19 protein-coding genes and 1 riboswitch are annotated in these 22,576 nt (G+C 37.8%); of the genes, 15 read left to right on the top strand and 4 right to left on the bottom strand.

The window, feature by feature from the left end:
* Positions 1-632: 632 nt before the first annotated feature.
* Complete coding sequence (locus tag DP73_RS17005) at positions 633-1,676, top strand: agmatine deiminase family protein (protein ID WP_034601101.1); 1,044 nt, start codon at positions 633-635, stop codon at positions 1,674-1,676.
* Positions 1,673-2,551, top strand: a complete 879-nt coding sequence (gene aguB, locus DP73_RS17000) for an N-carbamoylputrescine amidase (protein ID WP_034601099.1) — start codon at positions 1,673-1,675, stop codon at positions 2,549-2,551. Before DP73_RS17005 ends, aguB begins: the two co-directional genes overlap by 4 nt.
* Before the next feature lie 104 nt (positions 2,552-2,655).
* On the opposite strand, the gene DP73_RS16995 is transcribed toward aguB, so the two are convergent.
* Positions 2,656-2,997 carry a helix-turn-helix transcriptional regulator gene (locus DP73_RS16995; RefSeq protein ID WP_242865791.1) on the bottom strand — a complete coding sequence of 114 codons (342 nt, stop codon included), beginning with the start codon at positions 2,995-2,997 and terminating at the stop codon, positions 2,656-2,658.
* A gap of 170 nt (positions 2,998-3,167) precedes the next feature.
* On the opposite strand from DP73_RS16995, the gene DP73_RS16990 reads away from it, so the two are divergent.
* Both DP73_RS16990 and mch read left to right on the top strand, forming a co-directional pair.
* Positions 3,168-3,539 carry a response regulator gene (locus tag DP73_RS16990; protein ID WP_034601098.1) on the top strand — a complete coding sequence of 124 codons (372 nt, stop codon included), beginning with the start codon at positions 3,168-3,170 and terminating at the stop codon, positions 3,537-3,539.
* A 197-nt stretch (positions 3,540-3,736) separates the two neighbouring features.
* On the top strand, positions 3,737-4,705 hold the full coding sequence (gene mch, locus DP73_RS16985; protein WP_034601097.1) for a methenyltetrahydromethanopterin cyclohydrolase: 969 nt from the start codon (positions 3,737-3,739) through the stop codon (positions 4,703-4,705).
* A 126-nt stretch (positions 4,706-4,831) separates the two neighbouring features.
* A riboswitch (cyclic di-AMP (ydaO/yuaA leader) is annotated at positions 4,832-4,979 on the top strand.
* Between the two features lie 210 nt (positions 4,980-5,189).
* Here mch and DP73_RS16980 read toward each other — a convergent pair.
* On the bottom strand, positions 5,190-5,771 hold the full coding sequence (locus tag DP73_RS16980; protein ID WP_034601096.1) for a hypothetical protein: 582 nt from the start codon (positions 5,769-5,771) through the stop codon (positions 5,190-5,192).
* A gap of 144 nt (positions 5,772-5,915) precedes the next feature.
* On the opposite strand from DP73_RS16980, the gene DP73_RS16975 reads away from it, so the two are divergent.
* From DP73_RS16975 to DP73_RS16945, 7 genes are all read left to right on the top strand, one after another.
* Positions 5,916-7,259 carry a citrate/2-methylcitrate synthase gene (locus DP73_RS16975; RefSeq protein ID WP_282432699.1) on the top strand — a complete coding sequence of 448 codons (1,344 nt, stop codon included), beginning with the start codon at positions 5,916-5,918 and terminating at the stop codon, positions 7,257-7,259.
* A 244-nt stretch (positions 7,260-7,503) separates the two neighbouring features.
* A complete protein-coding gene (locus tag DP73_RS16970; protein WP_034601094.1) occupies positions 7,504-9,243 on the top strand; it encodes a HAMP domain-containing methyl-accepting chemotaxis protein in 1,740 nt (579 codons plus the stop codon).
* A 242-nt stretch (positions 9,244-9,485) separates the two neighbouring features.
* On the top strand, positions 9,486-9,791 hold the full coding sequence (locus DP73_RS16965; RefSeq protein ID WP_052090786.1) for a hypothetical protein: 306 nt from the start codon (positions 9,486-9,488) through the stop codon (positions 9,789-9,791).
* 215 nt (positions 9,792-10,006) lie between these two features.
* Positions 10,007-10,456, top strand: a complete 450-nt coding sequence (locus tag DP73_RS16960) for a hypothetical protein (RefSeq protein WP_034601093.1) — start codon at positions 10,007-10,009, stop codon at positions 10,454-10,456.
* 539 nt (positions 10,457-10,995) lie between these two features.
* A complete protein-coding gene (locus DP73_RS16950) occupies positions 10,996-11,580 on the top strand; it encodes an accessory gene regulator B family protein (RefSeq protein WP_034601091.1) in 585 nt (194 codons plus the stop codon).
* A gap of 9 nt (positions 11,581-11,589) precedes the next feature.
* Positions 11,590-11,712 (top strand): cyclic lactone autoinducer peptide, encoded by a 123-nt coding sequence (locus DP73_RS22760; RefSeq protein ID WP_081963074.1) that lies wholly within the window; start codon positions 11,590-11,592, stop codon positions 11,710-11,712.
* A gap of 102 nt (positions 11,713-11,814) precedes the next feature.
* Positions 11,815-13,626: an ATP-binding protein gene (locus tag DP73_RS16945; RefSeq protein WP_242865790.1), complete on the top strand. Its 1,812-nt coding sequence runs from the start codon at positions 11,815-11,817 to the stop codon at positions 13,624-13,626.
* 19 nt (positions 13,627-13,645) lie between these two features.
* Here the strand turns inward: DP73_RS16945 and DP73_RS16940 are convergent, their stop codons facing one another.
* Positions 13,646-16,894, bottom strand: coding sequence for a DEAD/DEAH box helicase (locus tag DP73_RS16940; RefSeq protein WP_034601090.1), 3,249 nt, complete (start codon positions 16,892-16,894; stop codon positions 13,646-13,648).
* 364 nt (positions 16,895-17,258) lie between these two features.
* Here DP73_RS16940 and DP73_RS16935 point away from each other — a divergent pair, with 364 nt between their 5' ends.
* Entirely contained in the window at positions 17,259-17,864 is a 606-nt protein-coding gene (locus tag DP73_RS16935; RefSeq protein ID WP_034601089.1) for a hypothetical protein, read from the top strand.
* A gap of 93 nt (positions 17,865-17,957) precedes the next feature.
* Here DP73_RS16935 and DP73_RS16930 read toward each other — a convergent pair whose 3' ends face one another.
* The gene (locus tag DP73_RS16930; RefSeq protein ID WP_034601087.1) at positions 17,958-19,115 is read right to left on the bottom strand and encodes an amidohydrolase; all 1,158 of its coding nucleotides are present in this window, start codon (positions 19,113-19,115) and stop codon (positions 17,958-17,960) included.
* Between the two features lie 206 nt (positions 19,116-19,321).
* Between DP73_RS16930 and DP73_RS16925 the strand changes: the two genes are divergently transcribed.
* The 3 genes from DP73_RS16925 to DP73_RS16915 all read left to right on the top strand — a co-directional run bounded on the left by DP73_RS16925 (position 19,322) and on the right by DP73_RS16915 (position 22,332).
* Entirely contained in the window at positions 19,322-20,092 is a 771-nt protein-coding gene (locus DP73_RS16925) for a phosphatase (RefSeq protein WP_034601085.1), read from the top strand.
* A 372-nt stretch (positions 20,093-20,464) separates the two neighbouring features.
* Complete coding sequence (locus DP73_RS16920) at positions 20,465-21,856, top strand: aspartate kinase (protein WP_034601083.1); 1,392 nt, start codon at positions 20,465-20,467, stop codon at positions 21,854-21,856.
* Between the two features lie 17 nt (positions 21,857-21,873).
* Entirely contained in the window at positions 21,874-22,332 is a 459-nt protein-coding gene (locus DP73_RS16915; RefSeq protein ID WP_034601081.1) for a YbaK/EbsC family protein, read from the top strand.
* Positions 22,333-22,576: the final 244 nt, after the last annotated feature.

Here is a 22,576-nt window from a genome sequence, read left to right as displayed (position 1 = left end):
TTTAGATATAATAAAGAAAATTAGTTTAGAATAACAAGTAAGGACTCCTTACATTGGGGAGTTATTCCAACTAGTCCTGGTATCAGGCCTGATCCATGACTCAGTTGGATATCTGAGCGGCAAGTCCAGACGTGGATGATACCGCTCAGTGGTCAAGTTAATAAATTCTTAATATATGGTTGCACTAGATTATGGTTAATTGAAAGGGAGGGGCTCGTATGGAAGGACTGGATTTTTTGTTGACTGCTATCTGTTTTTCAGTTTTAGGTTATGGATTATGCTATATGACTCTTTCAGTTAGTCATAAATCTGAAACTCAAAAGGTGAAACCAGAGAACTCATTACAAAGATAGTGCAGTTAATTAAAAAGGTTTAGTTCAAATAATAACTTTAACCTGTAATAAGAGGGCGTAACAAGGTTTTGCTTTGTCACGCCCTCTTTGATAATGGTACAGAGAGAAATACTGGGAATGATTAAAAATATTGAGGCTCTATGCTATAATATAGTCTTGACTGATTCAGTATACGAAACGAACTTTTCAATGGGCTGAAATTTCAGATTGGAAGGTTCCAGACGATATCATAGATAAGTACTGGATTGGTCATAAACTATGAATTACGAGGGAATATACATGCATCCAAATATTTTAAACTATAAAATGCCTCCGGAATGGTCTGAACATGCACGAACATTTATTTCTTGGCCTATAAAAACGTCTATGTGTTATCCGGAAGAATACGAAGCTGTCTGTGAAGGTTATAGTGAAATCATCCGGGCAATTTCCGAATTTGAGCCGGTAACAGTTTTAGTGAATGCAGATGATTATTGGGCGGTGTCCAGTAAGCTTGGTTCTAAGAGGGTGGAAATTTTATCTGTTGAGCATAATGATGCGTGGCTGAGAGATAATGGGCCGACATTTGTTATTAGTGAAGATGGAGATATAGCCGGAGTCAACTGGAGATTTAATGCTTGGGGAGGAAAATATGCTCCCTGGGATTTAGATGATTTAGTAGCCTCTAAAATTATCAATCACCTTGGCTTAAAACAATTTGATGCTCCCCTGGTTATGGAGGGCGGCTCTTTTCATGTGGATGGGGAAGGGACACTTCTGACCACTGAGCAATGTCTCTTAAACGTTAATCGTAACCCCCACTTAACAAAAGATCAGGTGGAAGCTGAGTTAATGAAGTACTTGAGTATTAGAAAAGTTATTTGGCTAAAAAAAGGGCTAGCCGGGGATGAGACGGATGGTCATATTGATAATCTAGCCTGCTTTGCGGCTCCGGGTAAAATACTGCTCCAGGTTTGTGAAGATCCCTTGGATGATAATTATGAGATAACTAAAGAAAACCTAGAAATACTGCAAAAGGAGAGAGACGCACAAGGAAGGAAGCTTGAAATAATCCCTATTCAACAGCCTCCCAAGAGATACGATTCTGTCTCAAAGGCTCGGTTAACGTTGAGCTATTTAAACTTTTACTTTGTCAATGAAGGAATTATATTGCCGGTTTTTGGAGGAGATTCTAATAAAACTGATGAGTTAGCGGCAGAAGTATTGAGTAAGACATTCCCTAAGAGGCAGATTCGCCGGGTGAATGGGATGGGGATTATCCGAGAGGGTGGAAATGTCCATTGTACAACTCAACAGATGCCTATAGGAGGAATTAAAGTATGAGAAACGTTAAGGTAGCAGCAACTCAAATGAGCTGCACTCAGAGTGTCGATGAAAACATTTCAAAAGCAGAGGGGTTAGTAAGGAAAGCGGCTAGTCAGGGGGCGCAAATTATTTTGCTGCAAGAATTATTTGAAACTCCGTATTTTTGTCAGAAAGAAAAATCAAGCTATTATGGATATGCTACAGAACTTGAACAAAACAAAGCGGTTAATCATTTCAAAAAGGTTGCTAAGGAGCTTCAGGTTGTGTTGCCGATTAGCTTCTATGAGAAAAAAAACTATGCCCGTTATAACTCTCTGGCAGTGATTGACGCTAATGGAGAAGTGTTGGGAAAATATCGCAAGAGTCATATACCGGACGGCCCTGGGTATGAGGAAAAGTTTTATTTTAATCCGGGAGATACAGGGTTTAAAGTGTGGAATACTCGTTTTGGAAAAATTGGAGTCGGAGTTTGCTGGGATCAGTGGTACCCTGAAGCAGCTCGATGTATGGCACTTATGGGCGCGGAAATGCTTTTTTATCCCACAGCTATTGGCTCAGAGCCCCAAGATGGCCTGATCGATTCTAAAGAGCATTGGCAGAACTGTATGCTTGGGCATGCTGCCGCAAATCTAATGCCAGTGATTGCCTCGAACCGAATCGGAGTTGAGGAAGATGATGAATCAAGTATTACCTTCTATGGATCATCTTTTATTGCTGGCCCACAAGGAAATAAGGTTATTGAAGCTGGCCGTACAGAAGAAACTGAAATTATTGCGGAATTTGATCTGGATCAACTTGAAGTTCAGCGTCTTGAGTGGGGAATTTTTCGAGATCGTCGACCTGATTTATATAAAATTATTGGGACCTATGATGGTGAGATAACAATTAAATAAAATTTTCACAATTTGTATTCCCCCGGCTATTGCCGGGGGTTTTTGTCTTATTTCCTAATTACATAATGAGTTTACATACAATGAATGGGATTAAACAATAATGATTAAATGGAATCGCTGGTAGATACAAAATAGGCCATTGCAACTTCATAAAGAAAATTGATCGATTTAGGGTTTTTCCCCACTAAGAGGGCATTGAGCTTTTTTAGGGTTGGATCAGAAGCATTTTCGGTAGTATAGAGTAAATCGGTAGGTTCTACTTCCAGAGCGATGCCTATTCTTGCTAGCAAGTCTAGCGAAGGGGCTCTAAGGCCGCGTTCAAGATAACCTATATAGGAACTACTGACATTTACTAATTCAGCAAGTTTTTCTTGGGTGAGGCCTTTTGTCTGTCGAAATAAACGTATATTTTTCCCAGCAACCTCTTGTATGTTGTTAGACAACACTATCACCTCTCCATCATTTTAAGGTAGTCGCCATAAACATCTTACCGACTGTGTGTATCTAATTATGTTGAAAAAGAAGACATATAGTTATAGAATATGATATTAGTAGTCAATATATAGAAACAATAAGAAATTAATAATAATAACTAATTTTGATGGGAGGAAGAAACTTGTCAGGATATATTTTAGTTGTGGATGACCAGTTTGGAGTGCGACTTCTTATCCATAAGGTTTTGGAAGAATCTGGATATAATGTAAAGGCAGTAGAAAATGGACCGGAATGTTTGAAACTTGCAATATCCTTAAACAGACCTTCTCTAATTTTACTAGACAATAGAATGCCGACAATGACGGGACTTCAAGTATTATCAATACTCAATCAAGATGAACAAGCTAAAAATATACCTGTCATAATGATAAGTGCTGAGTCTGATATTGAAGAAACCGCGCGCTGCTTTGGAGTGCGGGATTTTTTAAGCAAGCCTTTGGACTTGAGCGTTTTGCTTAAAACTGTTGAGGAGACCTTGAAGTGTGCAATTTAGGATCTACTTCTTGCTGAAAATATTTTTTACCACAAAATCCAATTTGATCCTGTTTTTAAGGATGTATAGTGAAAACATCTAGGGTTAATTTTAGGCTATTTAGTATCAAGAATAGGCGAATTTAGCGATACAAGACAAAAAAATAGGGTATGCTAAAAACATGTATATTCTAGAACGATGAAAAAGGAAGAATAAACATGTTTTTTTCGAATACCCAACGATCGAAACTAAGTCCAAATCAGTTAGCATTTTCTTTCGTCAATGAATTGATCGCAAAGAGTGAACTTCTGCGAGTCAAAGTTCAGAAGATTAATGAGGCAACTGTTGTTGACTGCGGAGTTGAAGTCCAAGGCGGTTGGGAAGCAGGAGTGTTGTTTGCAAAAGTTTGCCTAGGTGGGCTGGCGAAGGTTAATTTATATTGGTCAGAGTTTAATGGGTTCCGCTGGCCTACAGCTGAAGTTGTTACAGATCATCCAATTCGAGCTTGTTTAGCGTCCCAATATGCTGGTTGGCCAATACAGAATGGAAGGCAAACAGCTATGGGTTCTGGCCCCGGGCGAGCCATTATACATAAAGGGAATATTTATGAAGTGAACGGCTATGAGGACTATTCCGATACGGCTGTTCTATGTCTGGAAAGTGAGGAACTTCCAACAAATGAGGTAGTTAGATTTCTCTCAAAGGAATTAGGATGTAATCCGAAAAATCTCTATATAATCGTTGCTCCCACTGCTTCTTTAGCAGGTTCAGTACAGATAGCTGCCAGAGCCTTGGAAACAGGTCTATCTAAACTTAATGTACTTAGTTATGATTTAGAAAGAATCGAATCAGGTTGGGGAACTTGTCCAATCCCTACCGTAGCAAGCACCCAACTCGACGCATTAGGCAGGTCTAACGATGGGATTCTTTATGGTTCGACGGTACTTTATAACCTTAGGGATGAAGATGAAACCCTAAAAGATCTGATAGGGCAGCTTCCGTTTTGTTCTTCACAGCATTATGAAAGGTCATTTGTTGAAATACTCAACGAATCAGGAAGTTTTTATGACATAGATCCAGGGGTTTTTAGTGCAGCGAAAGTATGGTTGTGTAACTTGAATAGTGGTCGTTCATTTCACGCCGGGGTTTTACGACCCGATATTTTGTGCAGTGCATTCGGTCTTTGATATTGTACAATTATATGAGACAAAAATAAGGTTGACTAAGACGAATTAACTATGGTACAATTTAATTTATACTATAGTTGGAATTTAAGGCATAGGACTTTCATAAAATCAATAAGCCACAATTTAATATCTCTGTCGCTTAATTCTATCATGAAGCGGGGAAACCATTTTTGGGGTGAATCCTTCACATTATTTGACTCTGAGTTTGTGAAGGTAGGGTTACTTTTCAATCCGAATCCGTCAGCTAACTTCGTAAGCGTTGAAAGGAGATACTGGCAGCATGCCTTAGCCTTGCTTTGCCGTTCGTATTGCTTTCAATTGGCTGAAACCCTAGACTTTATGGTCAAGGGTTTTTTTGTACAGTCAGAAAGTATAAACTTGCGTTATATACTGCAAGAAGATTTAATACGTGCGAAGACAGTGTCTTCGGGCGCTAGCCAAGTTTTCTAAATACCTCACAATAAAAAGGGTGCAATTTTCCGGATTAATCAAGTAATTGATGGGTTTTCAAATAGTGTTCTATATTCGATTTTTCATTCATTTCGACATGAATAATAGGTTGCTGTTTGTAATCAACAACTCCCGCCCACTTGAGATAAATTGTCTGATTATAAGATTTGTGGACAATTGGGTCGGAATATTTAAGACTAATGATAATGAAATGGGGACTGATCTCCTTTAATTCTTTGGGAAAACTATTGACTTTTAGGTTGAGGAGTAAACTTGTAGTTGAATCCCGAGGGATATCATTAACAACGGTGTAATCATCAATAAGAATTGGCTTTTGTAGCAATTGTTGCTCAAAGATTAATGTCCTGCTTGATAGGTTTGTGGCCGGATGGGTTCCGACATTTTTGAATTTGAATTCAAATTCAAAACCTGAATTCTCACTAAAGTTGAGTGAAGGAGACTCTATAAAGGTTAGATACGGACGTGCTGCTTCACGTTGTGTTTGCCAAGTTGTGACAGAGATATAGACAGAAATAAGTGAAACCAAAGCAAAGATTGCTGTCGATATGGTAACAACGGAGTCTGACCAATTCCATTCTCTAATATTCCAAGTCATTTTTTCCCCCTATCGTGTATTAAGCTGAGTATCAAGATAATAATCAATAATTATGAGCAAAAATAGGAAGTAAGAACTCCATTTGTTGATTGATTTAGAATAAGAATTTAGAAGAGAAAGGGTGATTCTATGAATAATTATGATATGGAATCTGAAGCCTTGAAAAAGTTGAGTAAAATGGCTGAAGAAAGCGGTTACATTAAGCCTGAACTATATCGTAGATATGAGGTAAAACGTGGGTTGCGTGATTTGGACGGAAAAGGGGTATTGGTTGGTCTAACTGAAATTGGGGAAGTCCATTCGTATATTATGGATGAGGGCGAAAAAGTTTCTGTTCCAGGGCGGTTAATATATCGCGGGATGGATATTAGAGATATTGTTAAGGGCTTTAGTGAGGATGACCGCTTCGGTTTTGAAGAAACAGCCTATTTGCTGCTCTTTGGAAATCTCCCGGATCAAAACGCTGAAAAGGAATTTTTGCAACTTCTTTCACTTTATGAAAGGCTGCCAGAAGATTTTACTCGTGATGTAATATTAAAAGCCCCAAGCAAAGATATTATGAATACTTTAGCAAGAAGTGTTTTAGCACTTTACTCTTTTGATGAAAATGCTGATGATACTTCAATGCCAAATGTATTAAAACAATGCCTTAAACTTATTGCTTGCTTTCCGTCCTTAGCTGTTTATGGCTATCATGCATTTAATCATTACCATGGAGATCAAAGTCTTTATATTCATAGCCCGAGGGCCGATTTAAGTATTGCTGAGAACATTTTGGCGATGCTAAGGCCGGATAGTAGTTATACTAAGTTAGAGGCAAAACTGCTTGATTTGGCACTTGTGCTTCACGCCGAGCACGGTGGAGGAAATAACTCATCTTTTGTTACTCATGTTGTCACTTCAACGGGGACGGATACTTATTCGGCAATTGCCGCAGCCATTGGAGCGCTTAAAGGACCCCGTCACGGAGGAGCTAATATTAAAGTTGTTCAAATGTTTGATGACATGAAAGAGAAGCTAAAAAACTGGGATGATGACGAGGAAATTGAGCATTATCTTACTCAAATACTCTCTAAGAATGCCTTTGATCGTTCGGGATTAATTTATGGTGTCGGACATGCGGTTTATTCCATATCAGATCCTCGAGCGGTTATACTTAAAGGCTATGTTGCACAGCTTGCTCAGGAAAAAGGTCTGGAGGACGAGTTTAATCTCTATGCTAAGGTAGAGAACCTTGCCCCACAGGTAATTGCAAAGTTTAATACTATGTATAAAACTGTAAGTGCTAATGTGGATTTTTACTCAGGTTTTGTATATAAGATGCTTAATATACCCATGGAAATGTTCACTCCAATTTTTGCGATTTCCAGGATCGTTGGCTGGAGTGCCCATAGAATTGAGGAAATTGCTAACTGTGGAAAGATTATTCGACCAGCTTACAAAAGTGTGGCACCAAGGAGAAGTTATCTAAAGATGGATGAGAGATAAAACTACTTTGCAATCATTAAAATCGCTATTTGCAGTATGTGTTAGGGGGGCCAATTAACCCTCCTAACACATTTGTTTTATTAAACGATTTATTAAATCTTTTTGAGAACAACTTAGTGCGGTTTCACCAAAAACCTACAAAGATTAGGAAAAGATGATTTCTCTTGTTGAAAAAGAGGATATTTATGTTTTTTGTAGAAAACCAATTTATAGAATTATTTGATTAAGAAAATGAGGCGCTGATATGGACAACAAACTTATTACTTCCAAATCCTCAATAAACTATGGTGTCCGAATTAAATTATTGTTAGGGTTTCTGGTGGTTTTACTCTTGACCGCGTTGGTAGGTATTGTTGGTTACTATGGTGTTTACAAGATAAATCAGGAAGCTGAAGACTTAGGTGACCATTGGTTGAAGGCAACAACCTCACTAGCTAAAGTCATTGAGGATACCGAAGATACTCGTCGCTATCTTTTGGGTGGATTTCTGATGCGTGCAGATGCCCAGGCCTTTCAGGAGTACAAGACAAAATTTTCAATCACAAAAGTCAAATGGGAGCAAGATTTTTCTGATTACAATAACTATGTTACAACTCCAGAAGGAATAGCAAAAAGCGAGGAGATGCGAAAATCCTTCAATACTTTTATAGAGGATGCAGAACAGGTCTGGATGTTGACTCAAGTTGGAAAGGATGTAGAGGCCAGACCAATTCTGACCCAAAAGAGTAAAGATAGTTTTGATCAGTTACTCAAGAATATGGAAGATCAGATGACTTCTATGGCTGCCGGGGGTGCCGCGGCAACTCATCATGCTCAAACTACTAAAGATTCCGTTGTAAAGCTTCTGATAATTTTTGTTGTTCTTGCAGTTTTAGTTGGAGCAGTCTTGTCGTATGTATTGGCACAGCATATCAGTAAGCCCCTTGTCGCTGTTACGAAAGTTGCTCAGTCTGTGGCCGAAGGGGATCTGAGCATGGAAATTCAAGAGGTTAAGAATAAAGATGAAATCGGTGTCTTGTCTCAAGCAGTCAGCGAAATGGTTCACTCGCTGAGAGCAGTTATTGGGGAAGTACTAACTCAATCTGAAAGTGTGGCTGCAACGAGTGAGGAATTATCAGCAGCTTCAGAGGAAGCAACTGCTTCCAGTGAGCAAATGGCTGAAAGTCTTGGTTTAGTTGCAGCGAGTTCAACCCGTAATGCTACTTCCATGGCTGAGACTGTTAACGTTATTGAAAAATTGTCCGCTAATGCTCAACAAGTAGCAAAAAATGCTGAGACTGTCAGTCAAAGTAGTGAAAAGGCAGCTCAGGCTGCTGAGTTGGGAGCTTTCCAAGCGGAGAATGCTGTACACAAGATTGAAGCAGTTCGCGAGGTTTCGGCTCAATCTGCGGAGGTAATATCTCGATTAGGAGATGAATCAAAGCAAATCGGACAAATTGTTGATGTAATCAGAGGGATTGCCGATCAGACTAATTTACTTGCCCTTAATGCAGCAATTGAAGCTGCCAGAGCAGGAGAGCAAGGGCGAGGATTTGCGGTTGTTGCAGAAGAGGTTCGTAAATTAGCCGAACAATCGTCTAATTCCACTGTTCAAATTGCTAATCTAATCGAAAACATTCAAAAGGAGACAGAACTTGCCATTGGAGTAATGGAAAAGGGTAAAGTTGAAGTGGCTGCAGGAGTTGAAGCGGTTAATTTGGCTGGAAGTTCTTTTCAGACCATTGTTGCTGAGGTTAATAAAGTTGTTCGTCAAATTGAACAGATTACTGAGGCTACCCAACAAATGGCTATGGGAACCTCAGCAGCAGCAAAGTCTATTGAAGATATTGGTTTGACCTCTCAGCAAGCAGCATCCAGCTCGCAAGAAGTTGCCGCTGCTTCAGAGGAACAGGCAGCAACGATGGTATCCGTTAGTAAATCAGCAGAAGCTCTTGCCGCGCTAGGGGATAGATTAATGAGTGCAGTTGTTAAATTCAAGCTATAAACGGGAGTAAAAAATAATAACAAAATCTTTTATGAAATCCTATCCTTGAATTGTAAAGGATAGGATTTTACTGTGTTTTACATATATAAACAAACATTGTTTATTGGAATCGGGCAATAATAATTGAGGTTAAAAAACTGAAGGTGGTTGTTGTATAACAACAATACGAAAGACGGGATTAGTGAATTGAAAAATTTGGCTGTGCTCGGACTGATATGGAGGTAGCTGAGGAATTAGGACAGTTGAAAGACCAATTTTATCGCATGGAACAAGCTTTTTCCAGTTACAAAAACCAAGCCCATCAGAACCAGACTCAAGGACAACAACAGACCCAAGCTCAAGGACAACAACAACTAAATCAATTAGTCCAACACATGACCCAGTTTAAGGCTCAATCACAACAACAGCAGCAACAAGGACAAGGTGGTCAAACTACTCAAAGTTATGGACAGCAAGGACAGAATCAGCTGCTTCAAGGCCAGGGCCAGGGTCAAGGACAAAGTCAACAAATGCACGGTCAAGGTGGTATCAATAATCTATTAATTTGATCCATATATAAGGTCTAAATGGAATGCCCCAAAGCGGTTATAGCTTTGGGGCATTTGTTATTTTTTAATTGGATGAAATTTAGCAATAAATGCTAAATTAGAAACTTTCAGTTACAGGATTTACGCGATTTCGACATATAGTGTATGAGATAATATCAGAAAATAATGGTTTTCATAAAAGGATTAAATCAAGCAGAGGAGTAAATTGAAATCCTATGATTGTTTTACTATTGCAAGGTATACCTGAAGGGATAGCAATTACAACTCTAGCTTTTGTTATATCTAGGATTCCTTTAACGCTTATTCAAATTGTTCTTGTAGGCATAATACTAGCCGTTTGTGCTTCCGCATTTAGACTATTACCGATTCCTTTAGGGATACATACCATACTAGTTATCTTTATATTATTTATTGTACTTACTTACTTGAGTAAAGGGGATGTGAGTCTATCTTTTATATCAACTATATTAAGTAGCTTAGTTCTTATTATTTTCGAGACAGCAAGTTTACCTTTGTTTGAGCAAATATCTATACTCACGCCAAAAGCTTTATATCCTTTCCAGGTCGCAAGAATTATATTAGGTGATATCCATGTAATAATCCTATTCTTAGTAGCTTATCTCCTTAATACATTCTTATCAAAAAAAGATTACTTAAAATATTAATAAATTTTGTTTCATCATGGACAGGAGTGATTTTTGTCCATTTCTTTATAGGTTCTCTTTATTTTATAAAAGAGGGTGTTTATTTATTAATATTCCATTAATTGCATTTATCTTACAAGGTATACCTGAACTTATTGCGGTAGTTACTTTAGCCTTTGTAATTGTTAGGATACCTTTAAACTGGAAACGGATTGTAGTAATTGGATCTGTAATAGCACTTATCTCTTACACTGTTAGGTTGTTCCCAATCCCTTTTGGGGTACACACGATTTTACAAGTTGTTTTACTATTCTTGATATTAACGTGGTTTGGAAAAGGAGATTTTAGCTTATCCATAATTGCTAGTCTATTAAGTTTCTTGTCTTTAGGAATCATGGAATATTTCTGTTTATCATTGTTGATGCCGGTTTTTGGAGTAAACCCTGAAGAATTGTTTTCGAATCTACTCCTAAGAATCATTATTACCGAACCCCAAGTACTGCTGATGTTTGCTTTCGCTTATATGTTCAATAAATTCACAAAAAGAAGAGGTAATTACAATGAATTCTTCTGAAAGAATTAGCAATAAACTTACTGAAATAGTAACAAATGAATTAGACATAACTAATGATAAGAAAGAAATAATTGCTTATGCCATAGAAAATTTACTGTTATTTTTGGTAGGGGTATTTTCCTTGGTGCTTTTGGGAGTTTTTTCAAAGGCATTAATGTCTATACTTGTCGCTGCAACCTTCGGCGGATTATTGCGGAGAGTATCCGGAGGAGCACATTTTAGTACACCCTCAAAATGTTTAGTTTTTGGTTCGTTTATTTATACTTCTATCGGAATTTTAGCCAAAAAAATTATTGAATATAACCTATTAAGTTCTGATAAGGTACTTTATATAATTTTGGGAGTGTCTATTTTAATTATGATTTTTTTAGCCCCAGTTGATAGTGAATCAAAGCCAATTAATTCTATGCAACTTAAGCAAAATCTAAAAATAATGTCAATAGTTTTTATAATAATGGCATTCATAGTTGTTCACTTTACAAAAAATCAATTATTTAGTGTTAGTATTGTAATGGGTGTATTTTACCAATCCATTACCTTACTTCCCATATTTAATAAAAAATGGAGGTGATAAAGGAGTATGAAAAAAAATATTTTTACAATACTAGCAACATTATTAATGTTGCTAGGCAGTGCTTCATCTGTATTTGCTTGTGCTATTTGGGCTTATCAACCAAAAACTCCAAAATCGTTGCAAAGATAGTACGAATATTTGGAAGCCAACAATATTAAAAGCTGAGTTGGAAAACTCAGCTTTTGATGTTTAAAAGCCGTCTTCAATTAATTTACTGCTGGAGGAACTATGATGGCTAAAATAATAAATATCAAAGAATATTTGGTAAAACAATCAATTATTCAAATTACTCTTTTTAAAGTTATAGCTAGTATTTTTTTATTTCTTATCTTATTTATTCTTTTTTATGGACAAAACTTTTGGGAGAAACAAGCTATTAAATTTAATTATGAATTATTATCGATTGTTTCACATGTTCAAATTAATACACAATCACGAATTTTGGAAATTGAAGCGTTAAAAAATGATACTAGTTTATCGAAAAATGATAAAATAGAGAAAGTAAATATTGTTTTCCAGTCGATAATCCAAGAACATAATAATTACAATTACATTATAGGTTATTACGATAATGAATTAAACTTGTATTTTTTAGATAATCATAGAGATATTATTGCACTTGAAGATATTAAGTCAGAATTAACTCTAAGTAAGATTAATAGTATTTCTAAAGATAATAAGATAATCAAGGTTAGTCTTCCAATATATGAGCAGGGAAAATTAGTGGGTTACGTTTTTGCATATGCACAGAATTCTGACCTAGTACTCACATCATTTAATGTTTTGAGTGCAATCATCATTCTTGCTTTAAGCTTATCAGCGTTGATAATGATTTCGATCAGAAAACATATGAAGCAGCTTCAGTGGTATTTGGAAAAATTCGGACAAATAATAGTGCATGGTGATAGTGGAAACGAAGAAATACTTAATAAATTGCCGGAATTAAAACCAGTTTTAGAGAAAATTGCAAGTTTCACAAACGATTTAAAAGAAGTAAACATAGCGTTAGAAACTTCTAAGGTAAATTTCATTAAAATTATGGAAGGTATTTCTGATGGTTTTTATGCAATAGATCGTAAATGGCAATTTACCTTTGTTAATAAGGAAACCCAAAGGTTTATGGGGAAGAGCAATGTAGACCTTATGGGGAAAAATATATTGGAAGTATTCCCGGAATTCAAGGATTCTATATCTTATGAAAAAATCCACAAAGCTATGGATGAAAATCAAACGGTTCATTGGGAAGCAGGAGGATTGGCAAATTCTAATCAAGATCATGAATTTCATGCTTACCCGTATAATGAGGGTTTAACAGTTTTCTTTAGGGACATTACAGAGGCAAAGCGTCAACAACAAGAGATTGACAGGCTGGAAAGACTTAATTTAATCGGTCAATTGGCTGCGGGGATTAGCCATGAAATCCGTAATCCTTTAACTACGGTCAAAGGATTTTTGCAGTTTTTTGGATCGAAGGCGCAATACCAAAATGATAAAGAATATATGGATTTGATGATTGCGGAAATTGATCGGGCAAATATAATAATTACTGATTTTTTATCCTTAGCTAAATCAAACTCAGATAATGTTAAGTCTCAAAACCTTAATGAAGTAATTCACAAAGTGTTACCAATGTTACAGGCAGATGCCTTTAACAATAATAAAGAAGTTGTTGTGAATTTAAACAACCTCCCCAATATAATGATTAACGAAAATGAAATAAAGCAGCTTATCTTAAATCTTGTTCGAAATGGACTGGAAGCGACAGCGGAAAACGGGTGTGTTAGGATTAGTACCCATTTAAAAGAGGATAGAGTTGTATTAGAAATCAAGGATCAAGGGAAGGGGATACCTCATGCAATTCAAGAAAAGATAGGTACTCCTTTTTTTACTACCAAAGAAAGCGGAACAGGTCTAGGGCTGGTAATATCTACAGGTATTGCCCAAAGACATAGAGCAAGCTTTGATTTTAAAACAGGGTCTGAGGGAACAACATTTTATACAGCCTTTCCCGCTATACTGGCCAAGGGAAAAGATCTGATATAATTGCACCGCTTTAATTTTATTAAGTTATTTCAAAAAGCTCTCGCAATTCTTGTTCAGTAAGCTTAGAGATCATAGTTTCTCCCGGTTGGATAACGGAATCAACCAGTGTTTTTTTTCTGGACTGCAAGGCGATGATTTTTTCCTCAATTGTACCTTGGCTTATTAACTTTATTACCTGTACAGCTTGATTTTGTCCAATTCGATGTGCTCGGTCTGTGGCCTGATCTTCCACAGCAGGATTCCACCAGGGATCATAATGAATAACCATATCAGCTCCGGTAAGATTTAATCCGGTACCACCAGCCTTTAAGGATACCAGGAAGACTTTTCCCTGACCAGCATTAAAGGAATTGGCCATGTTCAGGCGTTCTGCTGCTTTAGTAGAACCAGAAAGATAGAAATGCTCAATGTTATTGGTATTTAAGTGGTTTTGGATGATATCCAGCATGGTTGTAAATTGTGAGAAAATCAGAATCCGGTGACCGCTGTCCAGAGCGTCTGTAAGAATTTCTTGTAATAGAAGCATTTTGCCACTCTCTCCTGAGTAATTCTCAATGAACATAGACGGATGGCAACAAATTTGTCTAAGCCTGGTTAAGGCAGCTAGAATCTTAATATGACTTTTGTTAAAACCTACGGTAGCTATTTCTTGAGCGATTAATCCTTTGGCTTCTTGTAAATAAGCAACATATAGTTTTTTCTGTTCTTCAGTCAAGGGAGCGCTTAGTTGGGTCTCAATCTTGTCAGGAAGTTCTTTTAGTACGTCCTTTTTTAAACGTCTTAAAATAAAAGGGTTGGCATGTCGACTTAATTCTGCAATAATAGTCGCATCTTCCCCTTTAATAATTGGGATTTCGTACTTCTTTTTAAATTCTTGATGAGAGAGAAGATAGCCTGGCATAACAAAATTAAAGAGCGACCACAGCTCAGACAGAGAGTTTTCAATAGGTGTCCCTGTTAAGGCAAAATATCCTTTCGCCTGAATTTGTTGAGCTGATTTCGCATTCAGTGTTTGTGGATTCTTAGTATGCTGTGCTTCATCTAAGAAACAGTATGAGAACTCGGTATTCGAGAATTCCTCAATGTCCCGCCTTAAAATAGGATAAGAAGTAACGACAAGATCCCACTGTGTTTCTTCAAGACCCTTTATTAGGGCATGTCGTTCTTGGGGGGGGCCATCTAATACGAGAACTCGCAAGGCGGGGGTGAATTTTTTAGCTTCTTCTTGCCAATTATAGATTAAGGATGTGGGGGCAACGACAAGTGCCGGGTTATTAGCATTAGGCCTTTCAGATAGTATGAATGAGAGAACTTGCAGGGTTTTCCCTAATCCCATATCATCAGCCAGGATGCCTCCCAGGCCGTAGGATGCTAGAGTCTTTAGCCACTTAAAGCCTGTTTTTTGATAATCTCTTAAAACAGGTTGGAGTTCCTCGGGGATTTCGAATTCCCCATCTTGAGGTTCAAGTATACTTTGCACTAATTGCTTAAAAGCTTTATTTCGGTGTACTCCTGGCAGGTTAGCGTTGCGCAAATAACTGTCAATATACATTGCTCGGTACTTAGGTAAATTGAGTGTGTTTTGATTTAAGTTATCTGCACTGAGATTTAAGTTATCGAGAAGCTCTGAAACGTTTATTAGTTCAGGTTGGTTTAAATCAAGGAATGAACCGTCACGAAGACGATGGTATTTCTTTTTTAAGTGGAGGGAGTCAAAAATATTGGCTAATTCATCTTGTGGAATATCAGTATATTGAAAAGATATTTCTAAGATGTCCAGTGATTCATCTAAGCGTACTTGCCCCGAAAAGCTTGTTGAAGTTCGTACTTTGAGCCTAAATTGATCTGAGTAAAATAGTTCTGCCAGTTCTCGAAGTTGGGGAAGCCAGTTAACGGTAAAATCGAAGATTTTCTCATCATCCATAAGGTGTATTTTACCTTTAGAAACAATAAATTCGGCGTGTTCGAGAATACTAAGAATCCTGCGCTCTTGTTCAGAAGAACGTATCAGGATCATGTCATCATTGCCAACAACACTATTGTTTTCTCGTGTCGAAGCAAAGGGGTTAATAATAATATCCCCGTATTGAAATTCTAAGCGAGCTGTAATTCCCATATCGATTGCCCGATCAAAGTAGATCTTGGCATGTAGACTTTCGTGAGAGAATTTCTCGTCTAATAAGGGGTCTATCGAAACTTGCCCGAGCTTTCCGATCAACGGTAAGGCTTCAGAGGCGAAATACTCTTTCTGCGCAGCAGGAATAACGATCTGGGTTGAAGCCCCTTCACGTAATGTTTTTATGAGCGTAGGTACTAAGTCTTTCTGTGTGGATGATGCTTGGAATATTTTATCCTGATAAACATAATACCTGCCGTCAGGCGTCAATAAAATCGGCAATTCGTCTGTGTCAAGAGATAAGGAAAGGTCTGAGCCTTGAGGCTGTAATAAGAATTCCATAGGAAGACCTTGTCTATTAATCTGCGTAGGCTCTAGAGAAGAGGAACCGATTCTCCAAAGAAATACCCTGTCCCCTAGTGCGTCCAAAAACTTAGATAAATAGTAGCCCGTTAAAGGCAAGGTCTTTTGGTTTAACAGTGGGGTGTAATAATAGGGCCCCTGCATTTCGGCGATGGCTGCATGTTGGTCGTACATCTCTTGCAACATGGTAATAACGGTGCGATCTTCATCTTTGAAGGTTTGCCTTGAAGGTTCAAAGGTAAATTGCTTGCCGAATTCGATGGATTGTCCGGTTTTGATTGCCTTGAGCAATTGTCCGATGTCTTTAACTACATAAAGACGTTGCAGACCTAGTTTTAGTTGCAGGTGAGTGGAAAGTCGATGAGAAGGAATAGTTTGAACTTCAATGTTTAAAGTTAGTTTATCCTGTATGGATTCTTGAGGGTGATTAGCGAAGGCGTTTAGAAGTTCGTTTACTATATGGTTTGAGGGGATAGGGCTAGGCCAGTCGGAGGGTATTTTTTGCTGAGAAGCTTTTAACACTGCAATGACATGTTTGCATGCTCCAGGACTATCTGTAAAAGCTGGACAGGTACAGCGGTAAGAACGAATTGTGCCTTCACGATTAAAGGCAACCTGTACAATGTAACGTAAACCTCCTATGACAGAGGCATTAACAATTCCCTTTTCGCCTGAAAAAGAGAAATTTATAACTCTGCCTGCAGTGTAATAAGCTTGGCCTAGTTTATACACACGATCACTATCCGCTAGTTCAAGAATTAATTGTTCAGTAAGAGTAAAACGAGACATATAATACTCCTTTGATCGATTTTAAGGAAATGAAGATCACTTAAGCATAACATAAACCAAGGCTATCCGTCTAATATGTGGATGTAATTGTAATTATATGGAGGAGAGTTTTTAGATTTGATATACCGTTTACATAGTAAAATTAATACAAAATTCGCATTAATCATCTAAGCGTTCCCGTCTATTGACGTAATAATTATTTCGCATTATTAAGTATATACCTTAATGGCAGTTAACTTTCTTCAATATAGTGTCTAAGTTGTAAAGGAATGTCGATTATTGTATCATTGAATATAGAGGAAATACTACACTTGTGCAGAATTACTAGTACATGCTAGAATACGAAGCTTAGGGGGGATGTTCCTTGCTTATCACCTGCGATAATCACATGCAAATGGGTTATATCTACCTAATGCCAAATGACTCTGTTGAAGAGTATACCCTCGATAAGAGCGAAATCGGTCTTTTTTACGATGTAAGCAGTCTTAGCATTCCAAGGATTAAATGGCTCAGTATGGGGCAGAGTTTGAGTCAAATGCGTTTAGCTACTAAAACTTATAGAGAAGCAGTGGATAAAGCATTTCATTGTGAATTTTGGAATGATCTAGATCAAGAAGGTTACATGATGGGGATCGAGCTGTATTTGCCTGAGGACATGTTTCTCACATTAGTTGCCCATCAAGCCTTTAAACTTTATGATACTCGTTGGCGTAATCAGGATTTTCGGGTGCTTACCTTAGATGCTTATCATGATGTATTTAACAAAAATAATATAATCTATCCATTAACTGCAGCAAAAGATGTATTTGTAATCTTAGCTATTGATCCATCTACAAAGATTTCTAAAATTATGGCTCTTATTTCCTCGAGAGATGACTTATACCCAATTGAGTACCTGCGTAATCCACTTTTCATGCTAGCTAATTCCAGTCGCTTTTATAATGAAAATGAGAGTTTAGGTATGACATGATCAAATATTTCCCTGATCGCAAGAAGGGTCTGAAACGTTTTAGCGTTTCAGACCCTTCTTGCGCTTAACCAGAGGGTGTGTATGAACTCGATATTAATCCTTCTGATAGGCAATTTTCCCGTTTATAATAGTCATTATTACCTTGGACATTGAGTTGAAGGGGTTTTCAGAGAATACAGCAAGGTCTGCATCATACCCTTCCTTAAGTTGTCCCAATCGATTGTTACAATCCAATACTTCCGCAGGGTGGACTGTCAGGCATTTTAACGCATTAACTTGGGATAATCCTTCAGAGATAGCTAAAATTGCGACAGTTCTAAGTTGGTCAATAGAATTGTAGGGATGATCAGAAATTAAGGATACTTTTACTCCAGCTTCAGTAAGCTTCAAAACTGAATTGTAATTGCGGCCCTTTAACTCCATTTTAATTCTAGGGGTAAGCATGGGGCCAAATGCTACAGGAACGTTCCTTTCAACTAAGTAATCTGCAACTAAATGGGCTTCCGTACCATGCTCTATGACAAGCTTTTTTATTTTAAATTCTTCCGCAATCCTGACAGCGGTGACAATATCATCAGCTCTATGGGCATGGGCCCGCAAGGAAATATCCCCAGTTAAGACGGGGATTACTGCTTCTAACCGAATATCCCGGTATTTAAGCTTACCTGCTTGCTTTAATTCAAGATAATCTTGTGCTCTCATGAAAAGATCTCGAATCAGCCCGGTTATACCCATTCTCGTAACTGGGCATTTTCCATGGGCCCCATAGGTACTCATGGGATTTTCCCCAAGTGAGATTTTTAAGCCTGCGGGATTTCGGACAATCATTTGGTCAATAATGCTTCCCTGGGTTTTAATCACTAAGTTTAATCCTCCAACAGCATTATTACTGCCTGGTCCAGTCATGACCGTTGTTACTCCTGCTCGTAAAGCATCAACAAACGCGATATCTTGTGGGTTGATTGCATCTAGCCCTCGCAAATGAGGTGTGACGGAGTCGGAAGTCTCATTGTTATCGACTCCAATTTTACCGGTGGCCTCTTCTATGATGCCCAAATGGGTATGGCAATCGATTAATCCAGGAAGGACATATCGTTCTCCGATTTCGATTGTTTTGCATTGTGAGGAGGGCTTTTCGATAGTTGTAGAAATTCTGCGAATGATTCCGTCTTCGATCAGAATATCCTTAAGTTCTTTATTGCCCGTTTTCAGGTCAATTGTCAAACAATTTTTTAACAGAATGCTATTCATTGGACACCTCATCATTTCGTAAGGATCATTGTACACTAACAAAATAGTTATTCCCTGAATTCACTTGAATAATGCTATAGATTATCAATAACCTTAATCTTTAACTTAAACTTTACCAAGTGATAATACCTCATTAACAATTATCCTTTATGATGGGTATTAGAAGGATTAATGTAATTAATTTGAGAGATAATGAGGTGTTTAGAATGGAAATGTTAGTTGATTTGCATACTCATACCCTTGCAAGCGGACATGCGTATAGTACTGTAACAGAAAATGCGCTGGCGGCCTCACGTCGAGGACTTAGACTAATGGGGATGACAGACCATGGTCCGAGTATGCCGGGTGCACCTCACCTTTTCCATTTTGAAAACTTAACAATTATCCCTGATCAGTTATTTGGTGTAAAAATCATGCCGGGGGTTGAAGCAAATATCATCAATCCTGAAGGGGAATTAGATATGCCCTTAAAATATTTAGAGACGTTGAGCCTTATCCTTGTTGGGCTGCACCCTATCTGTTATCAAGGTGGAACATGTGAAGAAAATACTCAAGCTTATATCAAGGCAATGATAAATCCATATACGGATATAATGGTTCATCCCGGACGACCAGATTTTGAAATGGATCTTGAAAAAATTGCCTATGCTTCTGCCTTACTAAATGTCCCACTGGAGGTCAATAATAGCTCACTATCAACAATACATGAAAAAGATGCAGCTCGAAAAAATTGCAAATCGATTGCTCGCTATATAGCAAAGTACAGAAGTCCGGTAATTTTGGGAAGTGATGCTCACTACTGTGATCGAGTCGGTGAGTTTAGTGAAGCCATAGAGTTGGTTCAAGAGGCTGGAATATCGGGACAACATATTCTTAACACTTCTCCAGAGCGAGTCCTGGATTATCTGGCGGCACGTCGCATACGACGTAAAGATATAAAACCTTCTATGCTTATGCATAGGTTATCTATTGCTTAAGTTTAACAAATAGATGGGGTCTCCCTTATAAGTGAGGGATCCCTTACAATCAGGAGGCTATCGAATGTGTTTTAAGCACATTTTGATGGCCTCTCTTGTTTAGTTGAGCAAAATATAAGCGAATTTTCGAAATTGGCGTTTTTCATTCTTCTATGATGAGTTAAATTTAGGTTGATTTTATGAGTGATTTTGTTTTAGAATTGGATCAATGAGAATTTTTAGCGTATAATTGGACACAGTCAGAAGCTTGTTATCTATAACAGGATCATTAAATTATAAAAGCTTGAAGGATTGTTATGAGTCTCGACGAATTATGATAGTTTAGAAATAAAAAAGAAATAAGAAATACAGAAGAGGGGTTCGAATTAGATTATGCTAACTGTGGAAAAAATCGGCGGAACATCTATGCTGCAATTTAAAAATGTTTTGAAAGATATTATCGGATACCCAAGTTCAGATGGTTTTCGTTATGGAAGAGTGTTCGTTGTCTCAGCGTATGCAGGGGTAACCAACATGCTTCTTGAAGATAAAAAGACAAAGGCACCGGGTATTTATCAGCGTTTCATCAAAGGTGAAGATTATGAAGCAGCCATGGATGACTTGTTAAGTATGGCCTTAAATATCAATGAATCCTTTATCGAACTTGGGTTAGATCAAAAAGTATGTCGAGATTTCTTAGTTGAACGTGTTGTACAAACAAAAGCATACCTCAACAGTATGGAGGATATTATAGCATCTGGTTATGTAGGCAGAGACAGTATCTATTCTGCAGCAAGAGAGTTGCTGGCATCAATTGGAGAAGCTCACTCGGCCTTTAATACCGTAAATATTCTTCGCAATAATGGTATTTTGGCAGAGTTTATGGACCTTACGGGTTTTCGTGATTCTAAACAACTTTCAATTAGTGATCGGATCGAGAAATCATTCAAGAATGTAAATCCTCATGAAGCAATCATTGTGGCAACCGGTTACACCAAAGGAATCGAAGGGATAATGCGAGAATACGAGAGAGGTTATTCAGAAATAACCTTTTCGAAAATTGCCACTCATCTTCATGCAGATGAAGCAATAATCCATAAAGAATATCACCTATCTTCAGCTGATCCGAAAATTGTAGGTGTCGATAAGGCAATTCCCGTCGGTAGAACAAATTACGATGTGGCAGATCAGCTTGCTGACATAGGAATGGAAGCCATTCACCCCAACGCTTCTAAACCACTAGAAATGGCAGAAATAAACCTACGCATCAAGAATACTTTTGAACCGAGCCATCCGGGAACGGTTATTTCGAATGATTATATTGGACCTGAGGCCAAAATTGAAATCATTGCCGGTTCAGATCGAATTATGATCTTAGAAATTCACGATACATCTATGGTTGGCGAACCTGGATTTGACCTGGGAATCATGGAGAAGTTCAAGAAATATGATATTAGTTATATCATGAAGACGACGAATGCTAATAGTATTTCTCTGGCAATTTGGCAAGCGGATCTCGCTGAATTATTGGTATCCGAATTAATAGCTGAGTACCGAACCGTAACTGTTCAGGAGGCTGCAATTGTTTGCGTTATAGGCTCAAATATTGCAATGCCTCGGATTCTAGCCAGAGCAGCTAATGCCTTGGCGAAAAATAATATCAACATAAAATGTGTCTCCCAATCTCTTCGCCAGGTGAACATGCAATTTGTTATTGATCGTGCCATGTATTCGAAGGCAATTATCTGTTTAAATGAAGATCTGTGTTGGGGAAATCATATTTAAATTGGAGGATTTTGATCATGTCTGTGGACTCAGTGGCGGTCTTTTTGAACCAAAATAAAAAAAATATCGAAATTTTAAGATTTGAGGATACAAGTACGGTAGCAAAGGCGGCGGATTCACTAGGAGTAACCCCGGGTGAGATAGCTAAGTCCTTGCTCTTCAAAGTTAAAGACGATTTTGTGATGGTTTTAATGGCCGGGGATAAACGATTGGATAACAAAAAGTTCAAAGAGATATTTCACAGTAAAGCAAAGATGCCCGAGGCCGAGGAAGTTTCTGAAGCTACCGGGCATCCGGTTGGGGGAGTATGCCCTTTTGGCTTAAAGAATCCGATCCCGGTTTTTTTGGATTACTCTCTACAAGCCTATAGCTTTGTTTTTCCCGCTGCAGGAGCCTCAAACACAGCTATTAAGCTGACTGTAAATGAGTTAGAAGAACTTACAAAGGGTCAATGGGTTGACCTGATTCAAGCTTAAGAAGATAGTCTATATTGCTATTAAAGAGCGGTCTGTTTTCACAGTCGAAGTGGAAGAGATCGCTTTTGCTTGTTTATAGAAGTGAAATGTTAGGATGTAAAATCAAAGTTACAAGTTTAGGACAGTCTCTTAAAGTTGGCTAGAGGTGCTTAGATCAATTGAGGTATGAAGGGTTTTAGAGAAAGTAATATCAAGTGGGTTGACACTCAAAAATTAATTGACTATAATTCTAGCAGTAGATATT

Source organism: Desulfosporosinus sp. HMP52 (genome assembly GCF_000765145.1).
In the GTDB taxonomy this organism is placed as follows: Bacteria; Bacillota; Desulfitobacteriia; order Desulfitobacteriales; family Desulfitobacteriaceae; genus Desulfosporosinus.
Note: the sequence above shows the minus strand (reverse complement) of the source record. Positions and strands in the feature narration are given on the sequence as shown.

Coding starts and splice junctions, on each gene's coding strand:
- DP73_RS16950 (WP_034601091.1), top strand. CDS start 10,996: ATGAATTCTTCTGAAAGAATTAGCAATAAACTTACTGAAATAGTAACA.
- DP73_RS22760 (WP_081963074.1), top strand. CDS start 11,590: ATGAAAAAAAATATTTTTACAATACTAGCAACATTATTAATGTTGCTA.
- mch (WP_034601097.1), top strand. CDS start 3,737: ATGTTTTTTTCGAATACCCAACGATCGAAACTAAGTCCAAATCAGTTA.
- DP73_RS16970 (WP_034601094.1), top strand. CDS start 7,504: ATGGACAACAAACTTATTACTTCCAAATCCTCAATAAACTATGGTGTC.
- DP73_RS16945 (WP_242865790.1), top strand. CDS start 11,815: ATGGCTAAAATAATAAATATCAAAGAATATTTGGTAAAACAATCAATT.
- DP73_RS16940 (WP_034601090.1), bottom strand. CDS start 16,894: ATGTCTCGTTTTACTCTTACTGAACAATTAATTCTTGAACTAGCGGAT.
- DP73_RS16975 (WP_282432699.1), top strand. CDS start 5,916: ATGGAATCTGAAGCCTTGAAAAAGTTGAGTAAAATGGCTGAAGAAAGC.
- DP73_RS16925 (WP_034601085.1), top strand. CDS start 19,322: ATGGAAATGTTAGTTGATTTGCATACTCATACCCTTGCAAGCGGACAT.
- DP73_RS16915 (WP_034601081.1), top strand. CDS start 21,874: ATGTCTGTGGACTCAGTGGCGGTCTTTTTGAACCAAAATAAAAAAAAT.
- DP73_RS16920 (WP_034601083.1), top strand. CDS start 20,465: ATGCTAACTGTGGAAAAAATCGGCGGAACATCTATGCTGCAATTTAAA.
- DP73_RS16960 (WP_034601093.1), top strand. CDS start 10,007: ATGATTGTTTTACTATTGCAAGGTATACCTGAAGGGATAGCAATTACA.
- DP73_RS16980 (WP_034601096.1), bottom strand. CDS start 5,771: ATGACTTGGAATATTAGAGAATGGAATTGGTCAGACTCCGTTGTTACC.
- aguB (WP_034601099.1), top strand. CDS start 1,673: ATGAGAAACGTTAAGGTAGCAGCAACTCAAATGAGCTGCACTCAGAGT.
- DP73_RS16930 (WP_034601087.1), bottom strand. CDS start 19,115: ATGAATAGCATTCTGTTAAAAAATTGTTTGACAATTGACCTGAAAACG.
- DP73_RS17005 (WP_034601101.1), top strand. CDS start 633: ATGCATCCAAATATTTTAAACTATAAAATGCCTCCGGAATGGTCTGAA.